We start from the raw sequence: 16,302 nt of genomic DNA, 5'->3' as shown, positions 1-16,302 counted from the left end.
GCCTCATCGGGTTGGCGCGCCAGCACCTGGCGAGCCGTTTCCTGCAGCGACCCGGCCATCGACGGGTAGATCGTGAACGCGTGAGCGATCTGCTCGACCGTCAGGCGGTTGCGCACAGCCACGCTGAACGGCGTGATCAGGTCGCTCGCGCGGTCGGCCACCACCAGGCCGCCGAGCACGGTGCCCGACCCACGACGTGCGTGCAGCTTGACGAAGCCGCGGGTGTGCTCGGTCATCTTCGCGCGCGGGTTGCTGTGGTAGTCGAGCTTGACCGTCTCGATGGCGCTCGACCCTTGCTCGGCGACCTTCGCCGTCGGGATGCCGACCGAGGCAACCTCGGGCGCGGTGAACACGCACCGGGCGATCACGTCGGACCGCAGTGGTTGCACGCTCTTGCCGATGAAGTGCCATACAGCGTTGCGGCCCTGCATGGCGGCCGTGCTCGCCAACATCATGCCGCCCGTCACGTCGCCCGCCGCGTAGACGGTCAGCACGTTGGTACGGCTGACCCCGTCCACCGGGATCGCGCCCCAGTCCTCGACGTCGACACCGACATCGCTCAGCCCGAGATCGTCCGACGCCGGCACCTGCCCGACGCAGAACAGCACGTGGCTGCCCTCGAGCCACTCACCTGCGCCCTCGACGACCTCGCCGTCCTTGGACAGCTCGGTGCGCACCCGCACCCCAACGTCGGTCACCTCCACGTCGACCGCCCGACGTTCGCGGTGGATCGTCATCCCCCAGCGCTCGAAGCTCTCCTCGATCACGTTCGCCGCATCGTGGTCCTCGCTCGGCAGCACCTGCTCGCGGCTGGAGACCAGGTGGACCTCGCTGCCGAAGCGCACGAACGCATGCGCATACTCGGCTCCCGTCGCGCCGGAGCCCACGACGATCAGCCGCTCCGGCAGCCCGCGCAGCTCGAACAGCTCGCGCGCGGTGAACACCCGCTCTCCGTCGGGCTCGAAGAATGGCAGGATCCGCGGGTTTGAGCCTGTCGCCAGCAGCACCATGTCACCGGAGACCTCGTAGGGCGCACCGGACGTCGGTGTGACGAGAACCTCACACGGCCCCGTCAGGCGACCTCGCCCTTCGATGACGTCGACGCCGGCCTTGGCCAGCTTGTCGCTGATGTCGTTGGACTGGTTACGCGCCAGCGTCGCGACGCGGTCGATCACCGACGCCATGTCGACCCGGGAGTTTGCGTGCACCTCGGTGCCGTCGCCAAGGCGCACTCCCAGACGGTCGGCCGACTGCATCCAGCCCATCGCGTCGGCGGACACGATCAGCGCCTTCGACGGCACGCAGTCCCACAGGACACTGTTGCCGCCGAGCCCATCGGTGGTGACTAGCGTCACCTGATGACCGTGCTCGGCAGCCACGAGCGCCGCCTCGTACCCTGCCGGGCCCCCGCCGATGATCACGATGTGCATGCAGACCTCTCGCGGTTCGTCACGTAGTGCAGCCTAGTGTCGCCATGGCCCCACATCGTCGGCGTCACCGCGATGCTTCATGCGCGACCGCGCCCGATCACGAATCGCGCATGGGCCACCCGTTCGCCCGGCACGGCCGGGTCGCGAACGTCTGCTGCTGCATCACCGGCGCCCGCGCACCGCGCCGGGGGCACGCCCGGTGAGCGTACCCCAACGCGTGGCCGACCTCGTGGTTCAACACGTACCGGCGGTAGACGTGCAGTGGCCCGACGAACCCCTTCGAGCCCCGCTTCCAGCGGTTGACGTTGACAGCCGCGAACCTCCCGTTCCAGCACGACAGCCGTCCCACGGTGCGCAGCCCTGCCAGTGCGCACAGCCGGTCGACGGTCCTCGGCGTCGCGATCACGATGCGGATGTCGGGTCGGCGCCGGACCCGCCGCAGCGACCAGTCGCCCGCCCGGGTCCAGGCGAGTCGGTGGCCGAGCACGTGCTCCGCCCGGCGGGTCACCCACCGCAGGCTGACGTCGGCGGCCGGCTCGACCTCGACGCGGTACGTGCGGCGGCGACCATCACCCACCCAGCGGCCGTCATCGGCGACGAAGCGGAATCCCTCGGACGTCGTCCTCAGCGGCGGCGGCGTCGAGGCCGCCGCCACGGCCGGGTCCGCGACAAGCGTCGCCGGCACGGCGAGCAGCACCCCCAGGAGCGCACTGATGGTCCGCGTCACGTGTCGTCCCCGGGTGGTCGTCGCCCGCGCAGCCGTCGGCCACCGGACGTGTCGTGGGCATTGCGTCACAGGCGTCACCGCCTCGCCTGTCCCGACGCGCCGTCAGCGGCGAACGGTGCGGGTGTCGGCACCGCATCGAGGTGGCCGACGTCGTTGTGGCGGTGCAGCCGCCACCGCTCCGGGCCACCGTGGGCCACGCCGTTGTCCCGAGGCGTGTCGTCGAGCAGCTCCACCTGCGTGACCGAGGCGTTGCTGGTCCAGACCTGGCAGTGACGCCACGGCCCGACGTTGAACATGTGGTCGAAGACGGCGTCGATCACGCCGCCGTGGGTGACCGCGACCACCTGCTGGCCGGCGCGGTCCAGGCGCAGCTCTTCGAGGAAGGCGCCGACGCGGGTCCGGAAGTGCATCAGCGACTCGCCCTGCTCGACGCCCGGCGTCACCGATGCGAACGGGCGCGACGTCGCCCAGAAGTCACCGTAGTCGGTCGGCACGTCGGGCCATGGCGCGTGGTCGAGCCGGTTGTTCCCGATCTCGCGGATGCGGTCATCGGGCAGGATCGGCAGGTCCAGGGCCCTGCTGACGAACGTCGCGGTCTCGTGGGCGCGCCGCATCGTGCTGGCGTAGAGCACGTCGATCCGGTCGGACCCGGTCGCGAGTCGCTGCGCCACGGCCTGCGCCTGCTGCCGCCCAAGGTCCGTCAGTCCCTCGTCGCTGTTGCCGTGTGCCCAGTCGGCGAGGTTCACCAGGCTCTGGCCGTGGCGGATGAGGTACAGCTGCATCGGATCCCCGTGTCGGTGTGCGACCACCAGGCAGCGTAGCTCGGCGCCCCACCCCGTTCCGGGGAGCCCACCCACCACATCGGCGACCTGGTTCCCCACAGCGGCCCACCACCGCACGCCGGGGAGTCCACCCACCACATGGCGACCTGGCCCCCCCAGAGGCCTCAGACCCCCGACGGCGGCCTGTAGCTGCCGAACACCCCGCGCAGCACGTCGCACACCTCGCCGACGGTCGCCATCGCCCGCAGCGCCTCCCGCATGGCGACCAGCAGGTTGTCCGAGGCAGCGGCTGCGCGTCGGACCTCCGTCAGCGCGGCCGTGACGGCCTCCCCGTCCCGCTCCACCCGGAGCCGCGTGAGGCGCTCGATCTGACCTTCGTGCACAGCGTCGTCGACCCGCTGCAGCTCCGGCTCGACGTCCTCGTCGATGGCGAACCGGTTGACGCCGACGACGATGCGCTCCTCGCGTTCGACCTTGCGCATGTGCTCGTAGGCGCTCAGCTCGATCTGCTGCTTCTGGAAGCCGTCGTCGATGGCCGCGACCGCGCCACCGAGGTCGTCGACCCGCTTCATCAGCGCCTCGGCCTGCTGCTCGATCTCGTCGGTCAGCGACTCGATGAACCAGCTGCCTCCCAGCGGGTCAGCGACCAGCGGCACATCGGTCTCGTACGCAATGACCTGCTGGGTGCGCAGCGCCAGCCGCGCGGCTGCCTCGCTGGGCAACGTCAGCGCCTCGTCGAACGCGTTGGCATGCAGCGACTGGGTGCCGCCCAGCGTCGCGGCCAGCGCCTGGATCGCGACGCGGATCAGGTTGACCTCGGCCTGCTGCGCGGTCAGCTGCACCCCGGCGGTCTGCGTGTGGAACCGCAGCATCTGCGACTTCGGCGACCGCGCGCCGAAGCGGTCGCGCATGATCCGCGCCCACAGCCGCCGGGCCGCGCGGAACTTCGCGACCTCCTCGAGCAGCGACGAGCGCGCCACGAAGAAGAACGACAGCCGCGGCGCGACGTCGTCGACGTCGAGGCCGGCGGCGGTCGCGGCGTCGACGTAGGCGATCGCGTTGGCCAGTGTGAAGCCGACCTCCTGGACCGCCGTCGCCCCGGCCTCGGCCATGTGGTAGCCCGAGATCGAGATCGTGTTGAACGACGGCAGGACGTCGGCGCAGTACGCGAACGTGTCGGTGACGATCCGCAGGCTCGGAGCAGGCGGAAAGATGTACGTCCCCCGCGCGATGTACTCCTTGAGCACGTCGTTCTGGACAGTGCCACGCAGCTTTGCGGGGTCGACGCCCTGCTCCTCCCCCACCAACTGGTAGAGCAGCAACAGGATCGACGCCGGCGCGTTGATCGTCATCGACGTCGACACCTGGTCCAGCGGGATGCCGTCGAACAACGCCTGCATGTCAGCGAGCGAATCGATCGCGACACCGACCTTGCCGACCTCGCCTGCGGCGAGCGGGTGGTCGGAGTCGTAGCCCATCTGCGTCGGCAGGTCGAACGCGACCGACAGCCCCGTCTGACCCTGCTCCAACAGGTACCGGTAGCGGGCGTTGGACTCGGCCGCGGTGGCGAAGCCGGCGTACTGGCGCATGGTCCAGTGCCGGCTGCGATACATGCTGGGATACACCCCGCGGGTGTACGGGAAGGTGCCGGGATCGCCGAGGTCGTCGTACAGATCGGCCACGTCGTCAGGTCGGTAGACCGGCTGCGTCGGGATCCCTGACGCTGTCTCGTGCTCGCTGCTCATCGGCCACCACTCCTGCTTGACACCTCAAGCAGATGATATGTCCACCAAACGAACCACAGGCGTGGGGCTTCGCCGTGGCTTAGACTGGGCCCGGTCGACGCACCCACACGCGAGCCGATCGGGAAAGCGCTAGATGTCCACGACGCAGCAACCTCCGCGGGCCGACAGCCGGGCACCGGCACAGCAACAGGCGACAGCGAGACGTCCCGCGGTGGTCCGTTACGGCGCATGGGCACTCGAGTTCTACCGTTCGGCACTGGGCAAGAAGTACGTCATGGCGATCACTGGGATCGCCTGGATGGGCTACGTCTTCGCCCACATGGTGGGCAACCTCAAGGTGTACCTCGGGCCCGAGTCGCTCAACACCTACGGCGAGTGGCTGCGTGAGGGCCTGCTGTACCCGATCCTGCCCCACCACGTGATGCTGTGGATCCTGCGGATCGGCCTGATCGTGGCGCTGGCGCTGCACCTGCACGCCGCGTACGCGCTCACGCGGATGAACCAGAGGGCCCGGCCGATGAAGTACCAGACGGCGCGTGACTACATCGCCGCCGACTTCGCGGCGCGCACCATGCGCTGGACGGGCATCATCGTCCTGCTGTTCCTCGCCTACCACCTGGCGGACCTCACCTGGGGCTGGGTCAACCCCGACTTCGTGCGCGGTGACGTCTACAACAACCTGGTGGCGAGCCTGTCGAACCCGATCGTCGCGCTGTTCTACCTGGCCGCCAACGCCGCGCTCGGCGTGCACCTCTACCACGGTGCGTGGAGCCTGTTCCAGAGTCTGGGCATCAACAGTCCACGGTTCAACCCGTGGCGGCGGCTGTTCGCCATCGCATTCGCGGTGATCACCGTGGGCGGCAACCTGTCGTTCCCGATCACCGTGCAGCTCGGGATCGTGGGCTGAGGAGGGCCTCCGTGGCAACCGACGTGAGCAACATCACGACCGGCGCCGAGCTCGACGGCAGCGTGCCCACCGGCGATCTCGAGACGCTGTGGCGGCACCACCAGTTCGACATGAGGCTGGTCAACCCCAGCAACAAGCGCAGGTTCGAGATCATCATGGTCGGCACCGGACTGGCCGGTGCGTCAGCCGCAGCCACACTGGGTGAGCTCGGCTACAAGGTGAAGATCTTCACCTTCCACGACTCGCCCCGACGCGCGCACTCGATCGCCGCCCAGGGCGGGATCAACGCCGCGAAGAACTACCAGAACGACGGCGACAGCATCTTCCGCCTGTTCCACGACACCGTGAAGGGCGGCGACTACTGCTCGCGCGAGGCCAACGTGTACCGGCTCGCCGAGGTCAGCCTCGAGATCATCGACCAGGCGGTGGCACAGGGCGTGCCGTTCGCGCGCGAGTACGGTGGTCTGCTCGCCAACCGCTCCTTCGGCGGCGCTCAGGTATCGCGGACCTTCTACGCCCGCGGACAGACCGGTCAGCAGCTGCTGCTCGGGGCCTACCAGGCACTGGCCCGCCAGATCGACGCCGGCAAGGTCACGCTGCACAACCGGACCGAGCTGCTCGACCTCGTCGTCGTTGACGGGCACGCCGTCGGGGTCGTCGTGCGCGACCTGCTGACCGGCGAGATCACCTCGCACAGCGCCCACGCCATCGTGCTCGCGACCGGGGGCTACTCCAACGCGTTCTACCTGTCGACCAATGCGATGAAGTGCAACGCGACGGCGATCTGGCGGGCCCACCGCAGGGGCGCGTACTTCGCGAACCCGTGCTTCACGCAGATCCACCCGACCGCCATCCCGGCCAGCGAGGAGTTCCAGGCCAAGCTGACGTTGATGAGCGAGTCGCTGCGCAACGACGGGCGCATCTGGGTGCCGCGTGACGCCGACGACGAGCGCTCGCCACGCGACATCCCCGCTGAGGACCGCTACTACTACCTCGAGGAGCGCTATCCGGCGTTCGGAAACCTGGTCCCGCGCGACGTCGCGAGCCGCAACGCCAAGGAGCGCGTCGATGCCGGCTACGGCGTCGGGCCGAGACAGAACGGGGTGTACCTGGACTTCGCCGACGCGATCGAGCGTCTCGGCGTCGAGGCCATCATCGAGAACTACGGCAACCTGTTCGAGATGTATGAGCGCATCACCGGCGAGGACCCCTACGCGATCCCGATGCGCATCTACCCCGCGCCGCACTACACGATGGGCGGGCTCTGGGTCGACTACCACCTGATGAGCAACCTGCCCGGGCTGTTCGTCATCGGGGAGGCCAACTTCAGCGACCACGGTGCCAACCGCCTCGGTGCGAGCGCGCTGATGCAGGGACTGGCCGACGGCTACTTCGTACTGCCGTACACGATCAGCAACTACCTCGCACCGCTGCTCGGAGAGTCGCCCGTGGACACCGACCACGACGCGTTCAAGCAGACCGAGAAGGCGGTGCGCAGCCGCATCGACCGGCTGCTGTCCGTCGGTGGGACCCGTAGCGTCGACTGGTTCCACCGCGAGCTCGGCCGGATCCTGTGGGACTACTGCGGAATGTCGCGGAACCGGGAGGGCCTTGAGAAGGCGTTGTCGGAGATCCCGGCGCTACGTGAGGAGTTCCACAGCGACGTGCGTGTGCTCGGCGACGACGCCAGCCTCAACGAGTCGCTGGAGAAGGCCGGGCGCGTTGCGGACTTCTTCGAGCTCGCCGAGCTGATGTGCGTCGACGCGCTGGACCGCAACGAGTCGTGCGGGGCCCACTTCCGCGAGGAGTACCAGACCGAGGACGGCGAGGCGCTGCGTGACGACGAGCACCACCGCTACGTGGCGGCCTGGGAGTCCAACGGCGTCGAGGAGGCACCAACGCTGCACAAGGAGCCGCTCGTGTACGAGCACGTCGAACTGGTCCAGCGTAGCTACAAGTAGCCGGCGCTGACACGCCTTCCCCGGGCTCCGCCCCTCCGGACGCCCCGAAGGTCAGACCCTGGAACCAACACCTGAGAGCAGAGGCGAAGGCCAAACCCATGGATCTCACGTTGCACGTGTGGAGGCAGTCGGGACCTGGTGACGCGGGTCGGTTCGAGACCTACGAGGCAACCGACATCAGCGAGGACATGTCGTTCCTCGAGATGCTCGACGTGGTCAACGAGCGGCTCATCGCCGAGGGCACCGAGCCGATCCAGTTCGACCACGACTGCCGCGAGGGCATCTGCGGGTCGTGCGGCGTCATGATCAACGGTCAGGCACACGGCCCCCAGCGCGGCACCGCGACCTGCCAGCTGCACATGCGCCACTACTCCGACGGCGACGAGATCACGATCGAGCCGTGGCGGGCGGCTGGCTTCCCCGTGATCAAGGACCTGGTGGTCGACCGCAGCGCCTTAGACCGGATCATCGAGGCCGGGGGCTATGTCTCGGTGCACACGGGGTCGGCGCCTGACGCGAACATGATCGCGGTGCCGAAGGAGACCGCGGACAGCGCGATGGACGCCGCGACCTGCATCGGCTGCGGAGCCTGCGTGGCCGCGTGTCCCAACGGCGCAGCGCAGCTGTTCACCGCCTCGAAGGTGTCCCACCTCAACCTGCTGCCCCAGGGTGCACCTGAGCGACTCGAACGCGTCAGCAACATGGTCGACACCATGGAGCAGTTCTTCGGCTCCTGCACCAACATGGGTGAGTGCGAGGCTGCGTGTCCCAAGAGCATCTCGATCAACTTCATCGCGATGATGAACCGCGACTACCTGAAGGCCAAGTTTTCAGGTCGGCGCTAGCCGGTCCACCAGCCGTTGGGAGTCGAGAGCCAGCGAGACGACCAGGCTCATGGGACCCGGCCGTCAGCCGGGCGCTGGGCCGATCACGCGGCGACGTCGGTGACCGCGTCACGGAACCTGGCCGCCTCGGCGAGCCAGTTGAAGTCGTGCAGCGTGGCACCGGTAGGCGTCTGCACCTGGACGCGCCCGTAACCTGCGGCGCGCCCGATCGGTGACTGGCGGAACACGACCGACTGCCGGACCACCGGCAGCACGTTCACCCGTCTGATGCCGAGCGCCACCAACTGGAACAGCCGGCGGTTCGTAACGACAAGCACGGTGCGGTTCCAGCGCAGCCAGCGGTAGCCGACCCACAGCAGCGTGCCGACGATGATCAACGCGCCCACTGCCAGCATCTCCGCCGTCGGCGCCGACAGCAGCGCCACGACCACGCCGACGATGATCAACGCCGCCAGCGCCGCGACCGGCACCAGCACGATCGGGTGATGCCGCCGCACGATGAGGCGGACCTTCTCTTCAGGCAGAAGGTACGGGGTCGGGTCCGGAAGCCCGACATCAGCAAGGTCAGTCATGCGGCGCCGAGGTGATGGAGTGGTGGGCGTGTCAGAGGCTCTGCAGGAATGTCGCCGCGGCGTCCGCGGCGCCGACGAACAGTCTGACGGCTCCGCCCACGATCGCCTGCGTCAACTGCGCCGCTTCCTGAGGAAAGACGACGATGTAGTAGACGAGAAGTGCCAAGAGCAGCCAGCGCAGCCACGTCCACATGCCAACAGGCCCCCTGAGCCTTTGTCAGATGTTCATTCTTAGCGCGTTCAAGGCCACTTGCCAAGCTTGTAACACCACGGACGCGATTGTCGCACATCCAGAGCCTCTTGTGTGGACCAGTGTGAGCATGGATCATGCGGACCGTGGCGACCGAATGATCCCGAGCGGGCCGGAGCCGAAACCCGCGCCACCATACGAGACGGCTGTGCGCCAGGTGGACGCATAGCGCCGCAGCCGGGCAGGACAAGACACAGCGAGGAGTGCCGTGGTCAACCTGAGCACCGATCTGAGCCCGTTCGAGTCCGTCCAGTACTTCTTCGACGATGTCGCCCACCAGCTCGGCATCGACGATCAGACCCGGGACGTGCTCAACGGGACGTACCGCGAGATCCGGGTGCAGCTGCCACTGCGTCGCGACGACGGCACGGTCGAGACCTTCTACGGCTACCGGGTCCAGCACAACGGGGCGCGGGGACCCTACAAGGGCGGCGTGCGCTTCCATCCGACCGCGGACCTCGACGAGGTCCGTGCACTGGCCTCGCTGATGACCTGGAAGACAGCGGTGATCGGCGTGCCGTTCGGCGGAGCGAAAGGCGGCGTGCAGGTCGACCCGGCGACCCTGTCGCGGTCCGAGCACGAGCGCCTGACCCGCCGTTACATGTCGCAGGTCAGCTACGTCGTCGGCGTCAAGCGCGACATCATGGCGCCAGACATGAACACCAACGCCCAGACGATGGCATGGATGATGGACGCGTGGGGGCAGGCACACGGCCACGAGCCGGCGATCGTCACGGGCAAGCCGCTGGAGCTCGGTGGATCGTACGGTCGGGAAGCCGCGACGGGACGCGGCGTCGTGATGGTGCTCGACGAGGCGGCCGAAGACCACGGATGGGATCCGGCGGAGATCACCGTCGCGATCCAGGGTTACGGAAACGTCGGGGCGTGGACGGCCCGCCTCGCCGCCGAGCGCGGCTACCGTGTGGTCGCCGTGTCCGACCTCCACGGTGCAATCCACGCACCCGAGGGGCTGTCGATCGAGCTGCTGGACAAGCACGTCGGCGAGGCCGACACGGTCGCCGGGTTCGACGGTGCCCAGGCGATCGACGGCGACGCGCTGCTCGAGCTCGATGCCGACGTGCTCATCCCGGCGGCGCTCGGCGAGGTGATCAACCACACCAACGCCGACAACATCCGCGTGCACACGATCATCGAGGCGGCCAACCACCCCGTCACACCGGTCGCCGACCAGGCACTGTCGGAGCGAGGGGTGACCGTGATCCCCGACGTGCTCGCGAACGCCGGCGGCGTCACCGTGTCGTACTTCGAGTGGACCCAGAACATCCAGCAGTTCAAGTGGAGCGAGCAGCAGGTCAACGACGAGCTCCGCCGGTACATGCGCGCGGCGTACCGCAAGGTGCGTGACCGCGCCTCCGACCTCGAGACGACCCTACGGCGGGCCGCCTTCGCGATCGGCATCACTGAGGTCGCGGCGGCGGCGCATCTGCGCGGCTACATCTGACCGCCAGCTCCGGGTCCCGCGCGCGGCCCGCACGTCGTGCACGACAGCATGCTTCGGGGCGAGACTCCGCCACACCGCACGCACCATGTGGCGTCGTTGACACGTTTTTCCGGGAACGCGGCCATGACACGTCGTGACGCACGTGTGAAACCGCGGCCGACTCGAGTCCACACGACCCGGCACGGGCCTAGGTTCACCGACCATGAGCACGGTCATGGTCAGAAGCCCCCGCGAGGTCGCATCGGTCTGCGGCGACATCGGTGCGATCGCCGATGAGTGGGACGACCTCGTCACCCGCTGCGAGGCCTCGCTGTTCGTGCGTCCCGGCTGGGTGCGCGCCTGGCTCGACGCCTTTGATCACCGTGACGTCGTGGTCTACACGGTGCGCCGCGTGGACGACCTCGGCGCGGTGACCTTCGAGACGTGTCACGGTGGTGACGAGCTGCGCGACGTCCTGGACGAGTGCCTCGCCGTCGAGGCGTCCGGCTGGAAGGGCCGGGGCGGCACGGCGATCGCCTGCGACCCGACGACGCTGGTGTTCTATCGGCGCGTGGCACGGTGGGCGGGCGAGCACGGCTGGCTCCTGCTGACCATGCTGCGGGTCGACCGGCGCATCGTGGCGTTCTCGTTCGGGTTCGACCACCATGGCGTCTTCTCCGGGCTCAGGATCGGCTACGACGAGCGGTACGCGAGACTCTCGCCGGGTCTCCAGCTGCTGCACCGCACGTTCGATCTCGCCCTGGCGGGTCCGACCCGCGTGGCCGACTGCGGCGCCACCGCGTGCGCCGGGGCTGACGATCGGCCGGGCAACCAGGTCCGTGCGGCGTTGACGCTGCCGGATGTTGGCATAATCGCGGGCACACGACCCAAGGGCGCCACCGATGAGCAACGACCCATCCGCAGATCGACCGGGCGACCACGCGAGCCGCTGGGACGATCGCCCGCCGCCCGGCACCCCGCCACCGGGCCACCCGGAGGCCAACCCCGACGCCTCGTACGGCTGGGGCACCGACCCGGTGCCGGCTGCCGGCACACGACCCGCCGACGTCGGCAAGCGGGTCGGGGCCTACATCATCGACATGCTCCTGCTCACCGTGGTTTTCGTCTTCGTCGGCGTGATCGTCGGGCTGGGGTCAGGACCGGTGCCGGCGACGCCCGAGGCTGTGTCGGCCGGCCAGTCCTACCTGTACAGCGTGATCACCGCCGGGCTGATGCTGGCGTACTTCGTCATGCTCGAGGCAAGCTCGGGTCAGACGCTGGCCAAGCGGATGCTCGGCATCAAGGTCACGATGGCCGACGGTGGACCGGTGACCCTCGAGGCCGCGTTCAAACGCCGCGTGCTGTTTGTCATCGGCAGCGTGATCCCGCTGATCGGCGGGTTGATCAGCTTCGCCGTCCCACTCGCCGCGCTGATCACGACGATCCAGGACGATCCGGACAACCGGGGCTTCCACGACCGATGGGCAGCCACCAGGGTTGTCGATGCTTAGGGACTGTCTCCCGGACCGGTCGTGCGCTTGGTCGTCTCGCTGACGCTCGACTGCTCACTCTGGGCCTGCGGCGGCGGACCGAACAGCGCGTCGCGGTAGAATCGCAGCTCAGCGATCGACTCGATGATGTCGTCCAGCGCCCGGTGGCGCTCCTGCTTGTCGGGTGCCTGTTCGAGCAGGTCGGGCCGCCACCGGCGCGCCAGCTCCTTGAGCGTCGAGACGTCGACGTTGCGGTAGTGCAGGTGCGCCTCGAGGGTCGGCATGTACCGGCGGAGGAACGCGCGGTCGGCGTGCACGCTGCTGCCTGCAAGCGGAGCGAGCGAGGGCTCCGGCACGTGGCCGCGCACGAAGTCCAACGTGGCCTTCTCGGCCTCGGAGACCGTGCGGTCGGTCGACCGGATCTCGCCGAGCAGGCCGGACGCCGTGTGCATGCGCCGGACGACCTCGGCCATCGCGTCGAGCGCTGCCTCAGGCGCGGCGACCACGAGGTCGGGGCCGTGCTCGACATGCTCGAGGCTGCCGTCGGTCACGATCGTTGCGATCTCGACGATCACGTCGACGTCGGGGTCCAGCCCGGTCATCTCGAGGTCGATCCACACCAGCGGCTGGCCGATGCTCATCCTGTGACGCCTCTCAGCTCGTCGGGTCGGTCCGCAGCTGCAGCTCGACATCGGGTCTCGGTGCGGTCGATCCGGGCAATGACCTCGTCGAGGTCCCTGGCCAGCGCGCCCGCGCGGACGTGGTCGTCGGCGGCAGCCAGCAGCTCGGCGTGCAGCGCGTCGCGCCGCTGTTCGAGCTTCGGCAGCCCCCGTTCGAGCGCACGCAGCTCACGCTGCTCGTTGTAGGACAGCCTGCCCGACCGCACACCGCCGGACCGCCGGGTCTGCTCGTCCGACCGGGTGCGTGTTGCGCTGATGTCGGCGGCCGCGGCCGCGCGCCGCGCGTGGTAGGTCCTCCAGCCGCCGGGGTGCTCGCGCAGGGTGCCGTCCGGTTCGATCGACCACAGCTGGCGGCACACCCTGTCGAGGAAGAAGCGGTCGTGGGAGGCGACCAGCAGCTTGCCCGACCAGGTCTCGAAGCCCCCTCGACGACGGCCAGTGTGTCGAGGTCGAGGTCGTTGGTGGGCTCGTCGAGCAGCCGCACGTTCGGAGCGGTCGCCAGCACCCGCAGGAGCTCGAGCCTGCGGCGTTCGCCACCCGACAGCTCCGCCACTCGTGCCTGCTGCGCCGCCGGGGTGAAGCCGAAGCGCTCCAGCAGGCCGCTCGCCGACAGCGTGATGCCGTTGACCGTGCTGGTCTCGAGGACCACGTCGGTGACGGCGTCGATCACCCGCTGCCCTGTCGGTGGTGCGGCGGTGTGCTGGTCGTACCGGCCCACGTGCACCGTCGAGCCAAGCCGGACGCTGCCCCGGTCGGGCTCCAGGCGCCCGGCGATCAGCTGGAGCAGGGTGGTCTTGCCGCTGCCGTTGGGTCCGACCACGCCGATCCGCGTGCCGGGCTCGAGGTTGACGGTGACGTCGCGCAGCACGACCGTGCCGCCGTAGCGCTTGCCGACGTTGTGCAGCGTGACAACCCTGCTGCCCAGCCGGCGGGCGGGCAGGTCGATGCGCACGGCCGGACCGGCCGCCTCCGGCTCGTCGGCCAGCAGCTGCCCGGCGCGCTCGATGCGTGCGCGCGACTTGCTGGTGCGTGCCGTTGGGCTACGCTGCAGCCAGTTGAGCTCGGCTCGGACACGCTGCCGGCGTCGGTGTTCCCGGGCGGCAGCCTGCTGGGCACGTTCCGCGCGGTTGGCCAGGTAGTCGGCGTAGGAGCCGTGCTCGGTGCGCAGGTCGTCGTCAACGACCTCGACAATGCGGGTGGCGACCCGGTCCAGCAGGTACCGGTCGTGAGTGACCAGCACCACCGCGCCGCGCTGGCTCTGGATGCGGTCCTCGAGCCACTCGATCGCGTCGAGGTCGAGGTGGTTGGTCGGCTCGTCGAGGATCAGCAGAGGCACGGTGTCACCGGTGCGCGCGGCGACGTCGGCATGCACGAGCCCGCGGGCCAGCGCCACGCGCATGCGCTGCCCGCCGCTGAGCTGGCCGACCGTCCGGTCCGCCGCCACGGCGAAACGGTCCAACATGCCGCGGGCCACGTGCTCGAGGTCCCACAGGCCCCGGGTGTCCATCAGCGTGGTCAGAACCGGGTCGTTGGGGCGCTCGCGGTGCCCGCGGAAGATCCTGCCGGGCTCGGAGTCGGCGTGGAGGACCACGTCGAGCGCGGAGCGGTTCGACGGCAGGTCGGGCTCCTGGGGCACCAGCTGCACGGTCACCCGCCGCGCGTGCGTGACCACACCGTCGTCCAGGGGTTGCACGCCGGCCAGCACCCTCAGCAGCGTCGACTTGCCGCTTCCGTTGCGCCCGATCACGCCGACGCGGTCCCCCTCGTCGATGCCGACGCTGACGCCGTCGAGCACGACCTTCTCCGCGTAGCGCAGGTGGGCCCGCTCGACGCTGACCAGGTTCACCGGTGCGGCGCCGGTCGGCCGGCTCCTGTCACGGCAGCAGCCCGACCCGGTCCCGCACCGTCAGCATGGTGGTCTCGGCCATACCGCGGGCACGGTCGGCGCCCTTGTGCAGCAGGCCGGTCAGCGCGTCACGATCAGCGATCAGCTCGGCGTGCCGGGTGCGCACCGGCCGCAGCACGCCGTTGACCGCCTCGGCGACCTCGCGCTTGAACGTGCCGTACCGCTGGCCCTCGTAGCGCTGCTCCAGCTCGCCGACGGAGACACCGGTCGCAGCGGCGAGCAGGTCCAGCAGGTTGGTGATGCCCGGCTTGTTCGGTGCCGCGCGCACCTCGCTCCCCGAGTCGGTGACGGCGCGCAGGATCTTGCGTGCCGTCGCGTCCTCATCGTCGGCGAGGTCGACCGTGCCCTGGGGCGATGTCTCGGACTTGCTCATCTTGCTGTCGACCAGCTGCAGATCCATGATCCGTGCCCCGGCGGGCGGGAACGTCGGCCTGGGCACCGTGAACGTGTCGCCGTAGCGGTGGTTGAAGCGCTGGGCGATGTCGCGCGCCAGCTCGAGGTGCTGGCGCTGGTCGTCGCCGATGGGTACCTCCTCGGCCTGGTACAGAAGGATGTCGGCGGCCTGCAGCACTGGGTAGTCGAACAGGCCCACCGACACCGAGTCCTGTCCCTTCGACTTCTCCTTGTACTGCACCATGCGGCCGAGCTCGCCCATGGTCGCCACGCAGTTCAGGATCCATGCGAGCTCCGCGTGCTCGCGCACGTGCGACTGCACGAAGACGGTGCACACGTCGGGGTCGAGGCCCGCCGCGAACAGCCAGGCGGCCAGGTCGAGGGTCCAGTCCTCGAGCACTGCGGGGTCGTACGGCAAGGTCATCGCGTGCAGGTCGACCACGCAGTACAGGTCGTCGGGCTGCTGCTGCTCGGCCCAGCGGCGGAACGCACCCAGGTAGTTCCCGATGTGGGGTGCTCCCGTGGGCTTGATGCCGCTGAACGCTCTGGCCACGGTTCGTGCCTTTCTCGACGATGGGTACCGGCATCGTAGGCAGCGCCCTCCCGGTCCGCACGCGCCCGCATGCGCCGGTGGGACGACCGGGCTCCAGCGCGGCTGACCGGCGCCCGGGACCGAGTTGCGCGCGTGGACGGCCCCGCCCGTGCGCACGGGGCCGTCGGTGCCCGGCCGGGCCGGGCGTCAGGCCGGGCGTCGGGTGGTCGCGTCGACCTTGGCCTGCTTGATCTGGTCGACGATGTCGGGGTTTGCCAGCGTCGTGACGTCGCCGACCTCGTCGCCCTCGGCGATGTCCTTGAGCAGCCGGCGCATGATCTTGCCGGACCGTGTCTTGGGCAGGTCGTCGGTGAACATCAGCTCCGCCGGACGGGCCAGCTTGCCGATGCGGTCTGCGACGTGCTCCCGCAGCTCGCTGCCCAGCTCATCGCTGCCGTCCCGGCCGCCGCGCAGCGTGACGTACGCCGAGATCGCCTGGCCGGTGTCGGGGTCCGTGCGACCGACGACCGCGGCCTCGGCGACGGCGTCGTGCTCGACCAGCGCGCTCTCGATCTCGGCCGTCGACAGGCGGTGGCCGGAGACGTTCATCACGTCGTCGATACGGCCGAGCAGCCAGATGT

Annotated in this window: 15 protein-coding genes; 5 read left to right on the top strand and 10 right to left on the bottom strand. The window is 69.3% G+C overall.

The genetic code is table 11. The features are described 5' to 3' along the window. The 4 genes from VK923_16135 to VK923_16120 form a co-directional block, all read right to left on the bottom strand. Positions 1-1,430: NAD(P)H-quinone dehydrogenase (locus VK923_16135; protein HSJ46205.1), on the bottom strand; the 1,430-nt coding region annotated here is incomplete at its 3' end. Positions 1,431-1,527: 97 nt separating this feature from the next. Then, on the bottom strand, positions 1,528-2,157 hold the full coding sequence (locus tag VK923_16130; protein ID HSJ46204.1) for a DUF3152 domain-containing protein: 630 nt from the start codon (positions 2,155-2,157) through the stop codon (positions 1,528-1,530). Between the two features lie 74 nt (positions 2,158-2,231). Then, entirely contained in the window at positions 2,232-2,939 is a 708-nt protein-coding gene (locus VK923_16125) for a histidine phosphatase family protein (protein HSJ46203.1), read from the bottom strand. Between the two features lie 164 nt (positions 2,940-3,103). After that, entirely contained in the window at positions 3,104-4,684 is a 1,581-nt protein-coding gene (locus VK923_16120) for a methylmalonyl-CoA mutase family protein (protein ID HSJ46202.1), read from the bottom strand. A gap of 211 nt (positions 4,685-4,895) precedes the next feature. Here VK923_16120 and VK923_16115 point away from each other — a divergent pair, with 211 nt between their 5' ends. From VK923_16115 to VK923_16105, 3 genes are all read left to right on the top strand, one after another. Next, complete coding sequence (locus tag VK923_16115; GenBank protein HSJ46201.1) at positions 4,896-5,591, top strand: succinate dehydrogenase cytochrome b subunit; 696 nt, start codon at positions 4,896-4,898, stop codon at positions 5,589-5,591. 11 nt (positions 5,592-5,602) lie between these two features. Continuing rightward, positions 5,603-7,552: a fumarate reductase/succinate dehydrogenase flavoprotein subunit gene (locus tag VK923_16110; protein ID HSJ46200.1), complete on the top strand. Its 1,950-nt coding sequence runs from the start codon at positions 5,603-5,605 to the stop codon at positions 7,550-7,552. A gap of 98 nt (positions 7,553-7,650) precedes the next feature. Then, the gene (locus tag VK923_16105; GenBank protein ID HSJ46199.1) at positions 7,651-8,397 is read left to right on the top strand and encodes a succinate dehydrogenase/fumarate reductase iron-sulfur subunit; all 747 of its coding nucleotides are present in this window, start codon (positions 7,651-7,653) and stop codon (positions 8,395-8,397) included. 83 nt (positions 8,398-8,480) lie between these two features. Here the strand turns inward: VK923_16105 and VK923_16100 are convergent, their stop codons facing one another. Further along, on the bottom strand, positions 8,481-8,969 hold the full coding sequence (locus VK923_16100; GenBank protein HSJ46198.1) for a PH domain-containing protein: 489 nt from the start codon (positions 8,967-8,969) through the stop codon (positions 8,481-8,483). Positions 8,970-9,000: 31 nt separating this feature from the next. Continuing rightward, on the bottom strand, positions 9,001-9,162 hold the full coding sequence (locus VK923_16095; protein HSJ46197.1) for a hypothetical protein: 162 nt from the start codon (positions 9,160-9,162) through the stop codon (positions 9,001-9,003). Between the two features lie 265 nt (positions 9,163-9,427). Here VK923_16095 and VK923_16090 point away from each other — a divergent pair, with 265 nt between their 5' ends. After that, complete coding sequence (locus VK923_16090) at positions 9,428-10,681, top strand: Glu/Leu/Phe/Val dehydrogenase dimerization domain-containing protein (GenBank protein HSJ46196.1); 1,254 nt, start codon at positions 9,428-9,430, stop codon at positions 10,679-10,681. Positions 10,682-11,562: 881 nt separating this feature from the next. After that, positions 11,563-12,171: an RDD family protein gene (locus VK923_16085; GenBank protein ID HSJ46195.1), complete on the top strand. Its 609-nt coding sequence runs from the start codon at positions 11,563-11,565 to the stop codon at positions 12,169-12,171. On the opposite strand, the gene orn is transcribed toward VK923_16085, so the two are convergent. From orn to prpE, 4 genes are all read right to left on the bottom strand, one after another. Next, entirely contained in the window at positions 12,168-12,791 is a 624-nt protein-coding gene (orn, locus tag VK923_16080) for an oligoribonuclease (GenBank protein ID HSJ46194.1), read from the bottom strand. The two genes, VK923_16085 and orn, sit on opposite strands and share 4 nt — an antisense overlap. A gap of 13 nt (positions 12,792-12,804) precedes the next feature. After that, positions 12,805-14,676 (bottom strand): ATP-binding cassette domain-containing protein, encoded by a 1,872-nt coding sequence (locus VK923_16075; GenBank protein HSJ46193.1) that lies wholly within the window; start codon positions 14,674-14,676, stop codon positions 12,805-12,807. Positions 14,677-14,704: 28 nt separating this feature from the next. Then, positions 14,705-15,682, bottom strand: a complete 978-nt coding sequence (gene trpS, locus VK923_16070) for a tryptophan--tRNA ligase (GenBank protein ID HSJ46192.1) — start codon at positions 15,680-15,682, stop codon at positions 14,705-14,707. A 186-nt stretch (positions 15,683-15,868) separates the two neighbouring features. Then, a partial coding sequence (gene prpE, locus VK923_16065) for a propionyl-CoA synthetase (GenBank protein ID HSJ46191.1) occupies positions 15,869-16,302 on the bottom strand: 434 nt, incomplete at its 5' end.

The organism is Euzebyales bacterium (assembly GCA_035461305.1).
Taxonomy (GTDB): domain Bacteria; phylum Actinomycetota; class Nitriliruptoria; order Euzebyales; family JAHELV01; genus JAHELV01.
The sequence above is the reverse complement of the archived record's forward strand: the minus strand, read 5'-3'. Positions and strand labels throughout refer to the sequence as shown.